The sequence below is a fragment of the Myxococcales bacterium genome (genome assembly GCA_022563535.1).
Classification (GTDB): Bacteria; Myxococcota_A; UBA9160; order UBA9160; family UBA4427; genus DUBZ01.
This window is the reverse complement of sequence record JADFNE010000030.1, coordinates 1-14258: the sequence shown is the minus strand read 5'-3', so window position 1 is coordinate 14258 and position 14258 is coordinate 1. Positions and strand designations below refer to the sequence as shown.

General features: G+C 60.8%; 12 protein-coding genes. 10 read left to right on the top strand and 2 right to left on the bottom strand.

The features are described from left to right. Positions 1-72 precede the first annotated feature (72 nt). From IH881_11110 to IH881_11065, 10 genes are all read left to right on the top strand, one after another. Positions 73-444 carry a Smr/MutS family protein gene (locus IH881_11110; protein ID MCH7868235.1) on the top strand — a complete coding sequence of 124 codons (372 nt, stop codon included), beginning with the start codon at positions 73-75 and terminating at the stop codon, positions 442-444. Positions 445-488: 44 nt separating this feature from the next. Then, entirely contained in the window at positions 489-1364 is an 876-nt protein-coding gene (locus IH881_11105) for a metallophosphoesterase (protein ID MCH7868234.1), read from the top strand. A 1020-nt stretch (positions 1365-2384) separates the two neighbouring features. Continuing rightward, complete coding sequence (locus IH881_11100; GenBank protein ID MCH7868233.1) at positions 2385-3935, top strand: M48 family metalloprotease; 1551 nt, start codon at positions 2385-2387, stop codon at positions 3933-3935. Between the two features lie 86 nt (positions 3936-4021). Then, a complete protein-coding gene (locus tag IH881_11095) occupies positions 4022-4297 on the top strand; it encodes a hypothetical protein (protein MCH7868232.1) in 276 nt (91 codons plus the stop codon). A gap of 113 nt (positions 4298-4410) precedes the next feature. After that, a complete protein-coding gene (locus IH881_11090; GenBank protein MCH7868231.1) occupies positions 4411-6144 on the top strand; it encodes an aldehyde ferredoxin oxidoreductase in 1734 nt (577 codons plus the stop codon). Between the two features lie 78 nt (positions 6145-6222). Next, positions 6223-7470 carry a molybdopterin molybdotransferase MoeA gene (locus IH881_11085; GenBank protein ID MCH7868230.1) on the top strand — a complete coding sequence of 416 codons (1248 nt, stop codon included), beginning with the start codon at positions 6223-6225 and terminating at the stop codon, positions 7468-7470. After that, positions 7452-9383, top strand: coding sequence for a molybdopterin biosynthesis protein (locus tag IH881_11080; GenBank protein MCH7868229.1), 1932 nt, complete (start codon positions 7452-7454; stop codon positions 9381-9383). Before IH881_11085 ends, IH881_11080 begins: the two co-directional genes overlap by 19 nt. 443 nt (positions 9384-9826) lie before the next feature. Further along, positions 9827-11116 (top strand): HlyC/CorC family transporter, encoded by a 1290-nt coding sequence (locus IH881_11075; protein ID MCH7868228.1) that lies wholly within the window; start codon positions 9827-9829, stop codon positions 11114-11116. A 66-nt stretch (positions 11117-11182) separates the two neighbouring features. Continuing rightward, a complete protein-coding gene (locus IH881_11070) occupies positions 11183-11665 on the top strand; it encodes a hypothetical protein (protein MCH7868227.1) in 483 nt (160 codons plus the stop codon). A gap of 113 nt (positions 11666-11778) precedes the next feature. Next, positions 11779-13005, top strand: a complete 1227-nt coding sequence (locus IH881_11065) for a class I SAM-dependent RNA methyltransferase (protein ID MCH7868226.1) — start codon at positions 11779-11781, stop codon at positions 13003-13005. A 45-nt stretch (positions 13006-13050) separates the two neighbouring features. Here IH881_11065 and IH881_11060 read toward each other — a convergent pair whose 3' ends face one another. Beyond that, positions 13051-13692, bottom strand: coding sequence for a response regulator transcription factor (locus IH881_11060; GenBank protein MCH7868225.1), 642 nt, complete (start codon positions 13690-13692; stop codon positions 13051-13053). Positions 13693-13953: 261 nt separating this feature from the next. After that, on the bottom strand, positions 13954-14258 hold a 305-nt coding region (locus IH881_11055; protein ID MCH7868224.1), incomplete at its 5' end, for a hypothetical protein.

The window sequence follows — 14258 nt, the reverse complement described above, 5'->3', positions numbered from 1 at the left end:
ACGGGTCCCGAAGGCTACGGGGCCGATACCAGGCCGAGATCTCGATCGAGACTCCTGGTAGAATGGCCCGGAATGATCGACGCAGCGAATGCAGACGGAACACGCGACACGGAGGAGCCCCCGGCCCCCGGAAGCTGCGACGAGACGGATCTCTACGTCGTCCCCATCGAGGAATCGATCGATCTCCACCACTTCAGGCCGCAAGAGATTCTCGCAGTGGTTGACGCCTATATTGAAGCGGCGCTCGAGGCCGGGTTTCGAGAAGTTCGACTCATCCACGGACGCGGCAAGGGAGTGCAGCGTGCGAACATTCGCAGGTTCCTGGAGCGCGACCCCAGGGTCGAGCGGTTTGGCGAGTCCCCGGCCGATCGCGGTGGCTGGGGTGCGACGCTCGCGTGGTTGAGGAATCCTGGCGACGGATCGGGCGGTTCGTCTCGTGACTGATCACGTGACACAATATTTCGATATCCAAGCGAGCTGAGAATTCTGTGCAGAAGATATTCATTGGCGACGTCCAGGGCTGTGGGGATGAACTCGAAGAGTTGCTCACCCGGGCGAGCCAAACCTACGGCGCGGAATTCGAACTCTGGTGCGTCGGAGATCTGCTCAATCGGGGCCCCAAAAATCTGCTGGCACTGCGGAGTGTGCGGGAACTCGTCCTGGCGGGGCGGGGCTTCTACGTGTTGGGCAACCACGAAATCAACCTGCTTCGAGTTTGGCTCGGCCTGCGAGACCTGGCTCCCCGGGACACCTTCGCGCAGGTTTTGGAGGACGACCCGCACGAGGGTTGGATCGATTGGATCTGCTCTCAGCGCGTCGCCATCTGTGGCGAATTAGAGGGGTCGAGCTACGCCATGGTGCACGCTTCTGTGCATCCCGACTGGTCACTCGAGGAACTCGAAGCGAAAGCGCAGCGCGTAGAGGCGCGTCTTTCGTCCAAAGACAAGTCCGAGTTGCGCGCGCTCTTGAATGTAGATGAGCCGACGTCCGACGCGAGCCTCGCAGAAGATCGCGACACCCTGGGACGACTGACCCGGTGTCGCAGCGTGGACCTGGCCAACGAATGGATGAGTGCCGTACCCGAAGCCCCTTCGCGGGCCTGGCATGCAGCCTGGTCCGAGCGGGGGCACGACTACGGTGTTGTGTACGGACACTGGGCGGTGCAGGGACTACATGTCGCCGCAGGTCTGCGCGGCCTGGACACGGGCTGTGTGCACCATCAACGGGGCCGCGATGGGTATCTGACCGCGTGGCTGCCCAAAGTATTCGCTTCGAACGACGACGGGTCGGTCCAATCCGATCAATTCAAGGTGCCCGATGTTCGGTTTTGGCGAATCCCGGCGCGCCGTCGGTATTACCAGTAACCCGCTACCGAACGTCTGCCTGATTCTGTCGTGGTATGCACGTAATTGTGTCAATTCTCATGTGCTTGTCGCGGTGAATACCGGGCGCGCGAGAAATCACTGGGGTTTAGGGGATTCACCGGATTGCCCACCGGTGGCACTGTTTTAAGTTGAATTCGTACATCGGAGCGGGGTGCATAGGAGACCGAAGCCCCAATCCCACCGACCGAATTCACACCTCAGTCGCCGATGTACTCCGAACCGCGTCGATGGGGTAGGGCGAAAGCACTGCACGGCCCGGTCCTTGCACCGCAAGTCGATGCCGTAGTCGATAACTCCGGTGCGAATCCAGTGAAACGTCCGTGTAGTGCCGTTTGGTGCGGGAGGACTTCCCAGACCCGGGAGCTCCAATCAAAGGGCGAAGTTACAGGAGATTTCGCTCGAGACCTCATCAATCGTGGGGCCAGCAGCCGGAGGAGAGCAGTCTCTGTCATCTCCTTCAACCCGATGATGATGTTCCGAGTTTCTCCAAGGGTTCGAAAAGGGGATCGACCAGAAAATAGGTTCCAACAGATCTGAATTGGAGGCGCGTGTCAGCATCGCACTCGGGATACGTTCCGTATCTCTCGATGTTCAGATCTGGGATCGATCTCAAACGAGCCGCTTCGTCGCAGCCGTATAAGGCGCTGAGCCTCGTCGGAGGCCTGGGAAGACTCCCGCCACTTCGGGTCCTGGTTCAATTATAAAAGGGCCGTGTGACCACTCCCCGCCGCACTGCAACACCTCAAACAACCGATCCTGAACAAGACCCCGGCTACTGCGCCGAGCCCGGACCTGATTGCGCTGCAAATGCGAAATCGTGTCTCGACCCCGAGAAGTCCGTAGTGAGATATCCTTGGAGACGCGGGCCCAACAACCAGACACACGTCGCCGATCGGGATATCTAGAACTCTGCCTACCGTTATGTATGCAACGACAGCTGAAGCAACATTCGCGAGTTCGTCGCGTCGGCGAATCCACGTCCGAGCGCTGCTGGCATCCATGCTGCTGCTCCAGATGGCGTGCGCTGTGAACCCGGTGACGGGTCGCCGGCAAGTCATTTTAATGTCCGAAGAAGACGAGCGTGTCATCGACGAACGAGAGGCGCGCAAGGTCGAGCAGATATTGGGCCTGGTGGATGCCCCCGAACTCGCGGCCTACGTCGATGCGCTCGGCCAGGCGATGGCGGCCCACGCTCCGCGCCGCCAGCTCGACTATCACTTCAACATCGTAGAAATGGACGTGCCGAACGCATTTGCGCTTCCGGGTGGTCATATCTACGTCTCGCGCGGGTTGCTCGTGCTTTCGAACTCTGAAGCCGAACTCGCCAACGTGCTCGGTCACGAAATTGGTCACGTCGTCGCGCGCCACGCAGCGCAGCGCGACATGCGGAGCAAGACAGTCGGGCTTGCGACGATCCTGGGCACGGTGGGTGCCGTAATGGCCGGGGCCGACGGTCGCGCAGTCGCCGGGGTGCAGATGTTGGGGGCGGGAATGATGTCGGCATATGGGCGCGACCAGGAGCGCGAGGCCGACCGAATCGCCCAGGACCTGACGGCATCCGCCGGAGTGAATCCCAGGGGGATGAGCGACTTTTTGCGCACGCTAGACAAAACTACACGTCTCGAACGCGGCTTTTCCAGGTCCGCGGGTTTTTTCGATACCCATCCCAGCACTCCAGAACGCGTGGCCGAAGCGACGACCCGCGCCGCAGTTCTGCGCTGGAAGCCCACGTTTGGTTTGGCCCCCAGCCGGGCTGAATTTTTTGCGAAGCTCGACGGTCTCGCGATCGGCAAACCCGCAAGCGAGGGGGTGATGCGTAACGGGCGCTTCCTACACCCCGATCTGAGGGTCTCCCTGGCTTTCCCGCACGGTTGGAAGGTCGACAACCAGCGCTCCCGGGTACTGGGTGTCGCGCCGGGTCAGAACGGAGTCGTGATTCTCGAGTTGCAAGGGCCAGGAATGGATCCGCGCGCCGCCGCCATGCAGTACGCGTCCGAGGAAAGGTTGCGCTTTACGGCGGGCGACTCGATCCGGATTGGCCCCCTCGAGGCGCTGCGGGTGAGAGGTCTGCTCTCCACCCCCATTGGTTACTTCGAAATGGAGTTGACCTTCATCGCCTATCAGGGGCATATCTACCGTTTGTCCGCCGGCGCACCGGAGGGCCAGTTTTCGAGGCACGCCGGGATCTTCCGCGGCTTCGCGCGAAGTTTTCGCAGCTTGCGGCCGAGTGAGGCGGCTGTCATCGACGAACTGCGGCTGCGGATCGCCACCGTGAGAGAGGGCGAGGATCTGGCCCAAATCAGTGAGCGCACGGGGAACGACTGGAGCCTGAACCGGACCGCGGTCGTCAATGGACTTACGCTGGGCGATCCCCTTGTGGTCGGGACGCTGCTGAAGATCGCGGTTCGTGAACACTACACCCCGGCTACCGCCATGGACGCGCCGGAGGCTCCCGATTCGGTAAATCCCTTCGGCCCGGATCAGCGCTTCACTCGGGACCCAAGTTACTCTCTCCCACGCGTCGCCCCCGGGGCTATCCGCCCCGATTGATTCGCTCGCGTTGACACGACCGTCGCACGAATGCGGGCTAGAATCGCCGATCGCGCCGTACGAATCAGTGGAGCAAGCAAACGCAAATGCCGGTCGTCGTAATTCCGCAAGCCTTTCGGGGCACCACCCAGGGTGCCGGCGAGGTGGTCGTGCCGGCCGGCAGCATCAGGGATTGCCTCGAAAGCGTGGGCGCTCAGGCACCGGGGTTTCTGGAACTCTGCCTCGACGAGCACGGCCAGGCTCAGCGCTGGCTGAAGTTCTTCGTGAACGAAGTTCAGCTCGACGTGTCCCCGGATACGCTGTCCGTCGAGATCGGTGAAGCGGATCGGCTCGAGGTGTTGGCCGCCGTCGCGGGAGGCTGAACACATCGGCTTTGTTAATGTTTCGGATCCAACTCCGGTGGGATTCGATCGCTAGAAACTTGAATCGAACACGGTCGATTCAGGAACCATCGCAATACGAATGGAGATGACAGATGGCTGGACCGGAAGGCGATCGCCTGATTCACGTCGACATGACCACGCAAACAGTAACGTTCGAAGACTTCCCCGCGGAGTGGAAGTTGCTCGGAGGGCGAGGACTGTCGGCAAAGATTTTGACACGAGACTGTGACCCGACCTGCGACCCGCTGGGCCCCGACAACGTTCTCGTGATGGCACCGGGCGTGCTCTCGGGTACGTCCGCACCGACCTCGGGTCGTATCTCGATCGGTGGCAAAAGCCCGCTGACCGGCGGCATCAAAGAGGCCAACGCCGGCGGCAATCCCTCTCAGCACCTGATGAAGCTCGGCTTTAGAGGGGTGATCGTGAAGGGCCAGCCCGCCGACCGCAACAAGCGCTACGGGCTGCGGATCAGTGCCGACACGGTCGAAGTCGTAGAGGCCGACGAATACAAGGGCATGTGGAACTACGCACTCTGCGAGAAGCTGCTCGCGAATGAACCCAAGACCGCTTCGGTAATTTCGATCGGACCGGCAGGCGAGCACATGCTCTCGGGCGCTTCAGTCGCGTGCACGGACCAGGACAAGGAACGCCGCCCCGCACGTCATGCAGCTCGCGGTGGCTTGGGGGCGGTGATGGGCTCCAAGGGACTCAAGTGGGTGCTGATCGATCCCGCCAAGGCGCCACTCCGAAAGGCAGCGGACAACAAGGGCTTTACGGCGTTGAACAAGAGCAAGTCGAAGGAATACCTGGCCGGCCCGCAGATGTTCAAGACCGGCACATCCGGGGTGGTTCCGGTCGCGAACATGCTCAACACGTTCGTATACAAGAACCGCACAGAGGGCCAATCGCCCAACGTCAACGAACTCGACGGCGCGCGCATCATCGAGAGCTTCGAGACCTACGGCGGAGGCATGCACAATTGCTTGACGGGCTGCATCATAAGCTGCTCGAACATCGTCCACGACAAAGAAGGCAACTACAAGACCTCGGCCCTCGAGTTCGAGACCCTCACCATATTGGGTGCGAGCTGCGCAATGGAGAGCTGGGAAGATGTTGCCGATCTCGATCGATTGTGTGACGAACTCGGCCTCGATACGATCGAAACGGGGGCTGCCATCGCGATCCTGATGGACGCCGGTGAAATGAAATGGGGTGACGCCGAAGCCGCGAAGAAGCTCTTCGACGAAATTGCCGAGGGCACCGACCTCGGTCGCGCGGTGGGGAACGGCGCAGTTGCGGTGGGCAAGCGCACGGGTCACAAGCGCGTCCCCCACGGACGCGGCCAGGCGATTCCCGCCTGGGATCCCCGTCCCCTCAAGGCGACGGGCGTTTCCTACTGCACCAGTTCGATGGGCGCGGATCACACAGCCGGCTTGATCGTGAACCCCGCCATGGCGCCCGAGGACATGGCTCGAGCGGCGCAAGAAGTGCAGCTCGTGAATGCGGTCTGCGATTCGTCGGGCTTCTGCCAGTTCCTCGGGCCAGACCTCGACATGATCCGAGAGTACTACGGCTTGCTGTACGGCGAGGAAGTAACGCGGGATCAGATCGCCGATATGGGCTGGGAGATTCTCCAGGATGAATGGAGCTTCAACGCCAAGGCGGGTTGGAAGGATGAGGACGACAAGCTCTCGGACTGCCTGGTAGAGGAGGGCATTGGCCCGGATCACTCGCTCAAGTTTGATATAGGTCCAGAGATCATCGCCCAGGCGAAGGTTCGCTTCGAAAACCGCGATGAGTTGTTCATGGCGAAGGCTGCCGGCTGATTCGCTGCGCATTTGGTTGGATTGCGGGCGGGGGGCGTTGGCTTCTCTGCCCGCTTTCCATTTGGAGACTCTAGATCGATGCGCGATGTTCGTATGAAGGGCTTCGCTACGCGCGTCGACGTCGAAGACGTCGAGCGTTTCCTGGTGGAACACACTCGGCAATGTGAGCCCGAAGAAGTCGATCTTTCGCAGTGCGTGGGGCGTGTTCTCGCTGAAGAGGTGAGGGCGGTCGTCAACGTTCCCGGTTTTCCCCGTTCGGCGATGGACGGCTACGCGATTCGCGGAGAAGAGAGCTTTGGTGCGTCTTCCTACAATCCAATCCGATTCGAGATCATCGGCGAATCAATGCCGGGGCAACCGTTCGAGGGCGCACTGGCCAAGGGTTCTGCCGTTCGGATCATGACGGGCGCCCCCGTGCCCGTCGGAGCGGATGCGGTCGTAATGGCAGAAGTCTGCAACGAAGAAGCGGGCCACGTCGAAGTGAGCGAAGCGGTCGCACCGCAGAGGAACGTGGGCGAGATTGGCGAAGACATTCGTGAAGGCGAGATTGTCTTGCGCGCCGGACGACGCTTGCGGGCGCAAGATGCGGGGCTCCTGTCTTCGATTGGCGTGGGCAATCCTCGCTGTGTGCGCCGACCCCGGGTGCGACTGGTCGTCACGGGCAACGAACTTTTACCGGCGGGTAGTCAACCAGGCGGCTCGAAGATCGTGGACAGCAATTCGGTGGTGTTGCGAGGGTTGCTCGAGCGCGACGGCGCAGAATTACTGCCCTTTGAAATCTTGCCCGACGAACCCGATCCCATTGCCCGCGCCATGGCAGACCCGCTGGCGGACGTCGTGCTCGTTTCCGGGGGCAGCAGTGTGGGCAAGGAGGACTTTGCGCCGAGATTGCTCGACGAGATGGGGAGTCTCGATTTCCACGGGATTTCGATGCGTCCGTCGAGCCCGGCGGGTGTCGGGCGCATCGATGAGCGACTGGTTTTTCTACTTCCGGGAAACCCCGTGAGCTGTCTGTGTGCCTACGAATTCTTTGCGGGTCCGAGTTTGCGTGCCATGGGGGGGCGAAGTCGCGCCTGGCCCCACCGACGCATTCGCTTACCCCTGGCCCGCAAGATCGCGTCAAAAATTGGCAGAACGGACTACGTGAGAGTTGGGGAAGAAGGCGGCAAGATCGTCCCACTCGCGACGTCCGGTGCTTCGATTCTCTCTTCTACCGTGCGTGCGATTGGCGCCGTGATCATTGCGCGCGAACTCGAGGGTGTAGCACCGGGCGACGAGGTCGAAGTATTGCTCTATGACGACGAACCATGGGAGCCTTCCCAGTGAAGCAGACACAGTTTCTCGACGTCATCGATCGCGACGAAGCCGAAAGGCGCTGGCATGAGGTGATCGATTTCGCGCCAGTTGGAATCGAAACCGTTGCACTCGAAAGTGCGCTGGGCCGGGTTCTGGCAGAGGATGTGCGCTCGGAAGTCGATGTTCCCGGGTTCGACCGGTCGAACATGGACGGCTTTGCGGTGCTTGCCGCGGATACCTTCGGTGCTTCAGAAGAAAAGCCCGTGCGACTTCGGCTGAATCAAGAAACGATTCCCACAGGCGTAATACCAAAAGAAGAAGTTCGCGCAGGAACTGCAACCATGATCGCCACCGGGGGCATGCTGCCCCGGGGCGCCGACGCGGTCGTACCCGTCGAACACACGGACATTGAAGAAGCCGGCGATTCCCCTTCGCAGCGGGTGCTCGTCGTTCGCCACTCCCGGGTTCCTGGGGCGGCACTCTCGTTTGCGGGGACTGATATGGGGCGCGGCGAGACGGTGCTGTTCTCGGGGACGCTGCTGACTTCACGCGAAACCGGACTGCTGGCGGCGATCGGGCGGGAAGAACTCCTGGTTTGGCGGCGTCCAACCGTCGCAATCATTTCGACCGGTGACGAGATCGTTCAACCGGGAGAAGCCATGCGCCCGGGACTGGTCTACGACAGCAATGGCCGAATTCTCGCCGACGCGGTTCGCGAACTCGGCGGGGAACCCGATTTCTACGGTGCCTTTCGCGACGACCTCGACGCGCTCCGCGGCGCACTCACCCGCGCGATCAAATCCGCCGATCTCGTGCTGCTCTCGGGCGGGACGTCAAAGGGTGAAGGCGATCTCAACGGGCTGGTGGTTGCGGAACTCGATCCAGGGATTGCCGTGCATGGAGTCGCGTTGAAACCCGGCAAGCCCATTTGCCTCGCTTCCCATCACCGTCAACCCGTCGTCATTCTTCCGGGCTTCCCGACCTCGGCGATTTTCACGTTTCACGAGTTTGTCGCGCCGGTCATTCGCATGATGGCGGGTCTTCCAGCGGATCGTGCTGAAGAGGTTGAAGCCCTGATGGCGCAGCAAGTGGTGTCGGAGCGGGGGCGGCTCGAGTATCTGCTCGTGGGATTGGTCGAGAGCGCTACTGGCGGATTGCGCGCGTACCCGATGGGAAAGGGCAGTGGCAGCGTCACGACGTTCAGTCGTGCAGACGGATTCGTTCGCGTGGGTCGCAACACTGAAATTGTCGAAGCCTCTGAACCCGTGAAGGTGACTCGCATTGGCCGGGAAGTGCCCGTCGCCGACATGGTCATGATCGGAAGCCATTGCGCGGGACTCGACGCCATCGCGAGCGCGCTCTCGAAGGAGGGGTTTCGGATCAAATTGCTCGCCGTGGGAAGTCTAGGCGGACTCGCCGCAGCGCGACGCGGCGAGTGTGATGTTGCACCCTTGCATCTACTGGACCCGGAATCGGGCGAATACAACGCGCCATTTCTCGACGAGGGGTTGCGCCTGCTATCCGGTTATCGACGCATGCAGGGCGTCGTGACCCGAGTCGACGAACAACGAAGTGTCGAAGCGCTGCTCGCCGACGGTCGGTTGCGCATGGTGAATCGAAATCGCGGGTCCGGCACTCGCATCCTGATCGATCAACTGCTCGGCGACTTGCAGCCCCCCGGCTTTCCACATGAGCCGCGATCGCACTACGCCGTTGCAGCCGCGGTAGCGCAAGAGCGGGCGGACTGGGGCGTCACCATCGAAACCGTCGCCCTGCAGGCGGGTCTTCGCTTCCAACCCCTCACGGACGAGCAGTACGATTTTGCGGTTCCCGAGGATCGCTGGGATCGTCCCGCAGTGGTGGCGCTGCGAAGGCTGCTCGAGCCTGGATCCGAGTTGCGCAAGACGCTCGAAGGAATGGGGTTCCGTTCACCATCGTCTTGATGTAGGGCCGACTGTCTGAGTTCGGGGTCAGCGAGCTTGTGTGCGTAGCTCGTGTAGCTTGGAATTCTCGAAACTCAGGCGACCGAAGGGTTTTTCAACGGGCCGCCAGGGGAGGGTTCCCACTGGCGAATTGCCTTCGTGTTGCGTGTAGGGTCGAATTGTTGCCGGCATTGGTGAGTCGCGTTAGCGTTTGTTTGCTGTAACGGTTGGTTTTAGCGACGGACAACGAAGGCTGATTGCAAAGTAAAGCAAAGTAAAGAAGGACGATCGAAAGGCGCCATGCCAAGTCCACAATGCGAGTCCAGCACGAGCCCGGGTCCTGTTGCCTCTTCTGTTTCCTCTCCGATAGCCTCGGAGGATCCGTCCCCAAGCCGTTTGGTGTGTGCTCTGATCGCCTCCCACGCATCGATCACCATTAGTGTGTCAGTCCTCGAGGGCCATTCGTGTCGGATCTGATCTATCTGACCATCATCGTGGTCTGCATCGTCATTTCTGCCTTCTTTTCCGGCAGCGAAACTGCACTGTTCCGCCTGCGCTCCCACGAGATCGAAAAGGAGATCGAATCGGCCCGGGGTCCGGCTGCAGTCGCCGTGCGCGATCTCTTGTCTTCGTCGTCTCGTCTGCTGGTTACGATTCTACTGGGAAACAACGTCGTCAATATCCTGGGTGCGTCGGCGGCTGCCGCGCTCTCGATTCGCCATTTCGGACCCCAACTCGGAATCGTCATTTCGACCGTCGTGATGACGATCCTGGTGCTGGTTCTGTGCGAAGTCCTTCCCAAGGCCGTGGCGGCACAACACCCCGTGATCGTGGCGCGGACGATCGGCTTGCCGCTCTACATCTTTCACGGGTTGATGCGTCCGGTGCACTCGCTCTTTGATCGCATCATCGAACCCGTTGTGCAGCGCATCGCACACGTATCGGGGGATGCAGCCGACCGGCATTCCGCCGAAGGCGTCCTGCGTTTCGCCCGGGAGGCGCGTGAAGGCGACCAGTTCGGCTCACCGCTCGCGATCATCGGCGCCACGTCTGACGCCGCGCAAATGGACGTGACCGAGATCATGGTGCAGCGCACCGAGATCGTCGCTTTTTCCGTTGACACGCCTCCAGCAACCCTGCTCGAAAGCGTGCTCGACGAGCGCTATACCCGCGTTCCAATTTTTGAGGAGTCGATCGATCACGTTCTCGGAATTGCGCACCTCAAGGACGTGATTCGGCTGGTCAACGACGAGCGAGGTGATGTTCGAGGGATTCTCAAACCGATTCTCCGGGTGCCCGAGCGAAAACCCATTCTGCGCCTGCTGGCCGATATGCAGCGATCGTTCTGTCACGTTGCGCTGGTGAAGGATGAGTTCGGTGTGACCCTGGGGTTGGTCACCCAGGAGGACATCCTCGAAGAGATCGTCGGTGAGATTCGCGACGAGTTCGATTTCGAAGAACTGTTGACCATTCGCAAGCTGGGCGACGAAAGCTACGAAGTGTTGGGACGAGTCTCGGTATTGGACTTCAATCGCGAGACAAGTTGGCGCATCACCGCCGAAAAGGGAGACACCCTGGCGGGGCTCTTCTTCAATACCTTGGGCCGAAGTCCTCGGCGCGGCGAGAGTGTCGAGTTGTCCGGGTACGAACTGATATGTATTGACGTTTCCGGCAGTCGGATCACCCGACTCCGCGTGATCCAGAAAACCGCGGATGACGATTCGAAATTTGGCGACAAGTCAGCTTCGACCTGAGGTCCAGCGACGACCGCGGCTCCGCCGCGAGCGCTTTTTCGCCAAATGCAGTCATGGAGAAATGGAGTGCCGGTAAGTGAATCGTTTCCGGTGCGCGGTGGCATGTTGGCCGTGGGCTGCTTGACGGCTGCAATCTTGTTCGCGGTGACCATTCCCGACAAGGGAGAAGTCGTCCGACTCACGACCCGAGACGCCGAAGGGCAAGAACGCGATACCGATCTTTGGATCGCCGAGGTCGAGGGCGAGATCTACTTTCGTGCGGCCAGTCCAAGGGTCAACTGGCTGGCCCGACTCGAGTCCAGCGATCGGTCGTATCTGGAGCGCGAAGGCCGGATGATCGAAATTGAGACCGAGGTGGAACACGACCTGAAGCTCCAGGCCCTGCTCAATCGGGCGATGGCGCAGAAGTACGGGTTGGCAGATCGCATTTGGGGTTCCGTGCGCTCTTCAAATTCCGTCGCAATTCGCATCCGACCTGTCGTGTCGCACGAGACAGTCGCTCAGCAGGACGAGCAAGAGGAACTTCCCACGCATTTGGACGCGCAGTGAGTCAACGGCGGCGAGGGCGATCAAAACCCCACTCGCGGCGACCCAAAATTCAACAGGGTCCGAGCAGGGTCACAGACGCAGCCAACGCCAGCGGCGAAGCCATAGACGAGGAAGTGTCAATCGACTCCCTGGCTGCTGGGGGGGACGGTGTGGGGCATCTGGCCGACGGCCGGGTGGTATTTGCGCGCTTCACGGTTCCAGGAGATCGCGTTCGCATCGCGGCGCTCGATACCGGTGGACGATTCGTCAGGGCCCATGCTGTCGAGATTCTGCAGGCGAGCCCCGACCGGGTCGAACCCGAGTGCCCGGTATTTGGTGAATGCGGCGGCTGCGCATGGCAACACGTCTCGTACTCCGCTCAGGTTCGATCCAAGCGCCAGATCCTGAGCGACGCGCTCGAGCGAATCGGAAAATTTCGTGATCTGCCGCCGATCCAGTTCATCGCCTCTCCCAAGGCCTATGGCTATCGCGGTCGAACACGCCTGTTGAGCGCGCCGGGGAAGATCGGGTATCGACGCTTTCGAGATCACGAGATCGAACCCATAACCGCGTGTCCAGTGCTGATGCCCGAACTCGAAGTAGAACTCGCTGCACTGGGATCCAGGATTCCGACCTACATCACCGACATCAAAAGCACCGACACCGAGGTCGCCGTCGCATCGGACACTTGCGAATGGGAGCTGGCCCTTGGAGCCGATGGGCAGGTGCGCACGACGGCGTTGGCTGAGCACGCGATCGAGGTCCCGGTGTCAGACACGCGTATCGAAATCGAAGCGGGGGGCGCGCGCATCGGCATTTCGCCCGGGGTTTTCGCCCAGGGCAACCCACTTCTTTTCGAAGTTCTGTATTCGCTCGTAGCCGAAGCCGTAAGCGGTGTACCTGGTGAAGAGTTGTTGGAGTTGTTTGCTGGCGCGGGTTTCTTCACGCTGGGTCTGGCGCAACTTTTCAAGCACGTGATTGCCATTGAATCCGATTCGACGGCGACCGGGGATCTCGCGCGCAACCTCGCCAGTGCCGGACTTACCGGGGTAGAGGTGCGAACGGCGCGGGTCGAAACTGCACTCGCAAAAATGGCGGGTAGCAAACCCGACGTCGTATTGCTCGACCCGCCTCGTGCCGGACTGGCGCGCGGAGCCGCCGAACAACTGGCCGCGCTGGGAGCGTCGCGAATTGCCTACGTGAGTTGCGATCCCGCAACCTTGGCCCGGGATCTGAAAATCATTTGCAGCGATCCCGGGAGTGAGCGCCCGCGCTACCAACTCTCGCGTCTCGCGGGTCTGGATCTGTTTCCGCAGACGCCCCACGTCGAAGCCCTGGCAGTGCTCGACCGCTCGGGATAAGGGTTTGGTGGAGGGCTTGGTGAAGCGCTTGGTGAAGACGGAAGATCAGGGTTCGATCAAACCGTGGCGCAGGGCGTAGCGCACGAGTTCGGTGGCCTTTCGCACACCGAGCTTTCGCATCAGGCTGGTGCGATGAGCTTCAACGGTCTTCGTGCTGATATTGAGCTCCGTTGCAACTTCTTTGGCCGAGAGGCCTTCGGCAATCAAGTGCAGAACTTCGCGCTCACGCCCGGAGAGCAGAGTGAAGGGCTCGTCGCCCGCCGATTTTGGGGCGCGCAATTGTTGCACGATCTCGCGTGCCACCGCCGGGCTGAAGTAGCTGCCGCCCCGGGTTACGGCGCGGATCGCGGAGACGACCTCGCCCGCCTTGCCGTTCTTGAGCACGTAGCCATCGGCGCCCAGGGAAATGGCGCTCTGGATGAACGGCGGGTCGCTGTGCACCGAGAGCAAAATCACTCTTACGTTGCTGTGCTTTACGCGCAATCGTTCGAGGGTTTCGAGGCCGCCGAGTCGGGGCATTGTGATATCCAGCACGACCACATCGGGCTCGTACTTTTCAACTTGTTCGAGGACCTCGCGTCCATCGAGGGCCTCGCCGCACACATGAAAGTCACTCTCCGCGTCAAGCAGACGGCGCAGACCTTCTCGCACAATTCCATGGTCGTCGGCTACGAGGATCGATATCACTTCAATAGAGTACCCAAGATTGCGGCGACTGGATCATTTCCCTGTGTCCCATTGGACGATTGCGGCGAAATTGACCGGCCAGTCGATTTTCCAGGTGCCCGGAGTCGAGGCAGTCCCGGGTTTTCACTGGTAATCATGGCCAGCAAAATACGCTGCGCCCGCCGGTCGGCATGGGCTACATTTTGACATGTGAGCAATTGAGGGTTGTCCGCGCTGAAAAGTGATTCAATCCTTGCCGCTGATCGTGCAGTCTCGGGATTATCACAGGAACTCAGCACTGTGCCGGGGGTTCACTACAACATTGGCGCGATGACCCAAAGCAAGTTCGACCTGGCCCAAAAACAGCGGCGAAGAATAATTGCTCCGTTTGCCCCACTCCTCGAGCCGGTCCAGTACGCCTTCGTGATCTCCCCTGATCAGTACCAGGTCCACGAGCTCCGCGAGAAGCCTTTGATCTTGACGCATCTTCAGCAGCGCCAAGAAATGTTCAAGGGCATCGTCAAAGCGCTTTTCCCCTTTAGCAATGTGGCCGGCCAGGACGAGGCTCACCGGATCGTTGGGCCGGG